The 411-nt window shown below is 70.1% G+C and carries 1 protein-coding gene; it reads right to left on the reverse strand.

The genetic code is table 11. From position 1 onward, the window contains the following. Positions 1-364 (reverse strand): ATP-binding cassette domain-containing protein (locus tag FJV41_RS57565; protein WP_141649669.1); only part of this gene is annotated, 364 nt, incomplete at its 3' end. Positions 365-411: the final 47 nt, after the last annotated feature.

The raw sequence follows: 411 nt of genomic DNA on the forward strand, positions 1-411 counted from the left end.
GCCGGAGGTGCTTCACGCCGCGCACCACCTGCAGGTTCTCGCGCACGGTGAGCGAGGGAAACACGTTCGCCACCTGCGGCACGTAGGCGAGGCCGGCGTCGAACCGGTCCTCCGCCGACAGGCGCGTGATGTCGCGGCCATCGAGGTGGATGCTGCCCGCCACGCGCGGCAGCAGGCCCAGCAGCGCCTTCACCAGCGTGGACTTGCCCGCGCCGTTGGTGCCGGCGATGGTCACGATCTGCCCCGGCGCCACGGCCAGGTCGATGCCGTGGATGATGTCCACCTCCGAATAGCCGCCGCGCAGCTGCCCGATCCGCAGCAGGCTCTCGCCGTGTGTCTCGTTGTTCATGGCCGCTGCGCTCATACCACCCCTCCCATGTAGGCTTCCTGCACGCGCGGGTCGTCCAGCAC

The sequence above is a fragment of the Myxococcus llanfairpwllgwyngyllgogerychwyrndrobwllllantysiliogogogochensis genome (genome assembly GCF_006636215.1).
Taxonomy (GTDB): Bacteria; Myxococcota; Myxococcia; order Myxococcales; family Myxococcaceae; genus Myxococcus; species Myxococcus llanfairpwllgwyngyllgogerychwyrndrobwllllantysiliogogogochensis.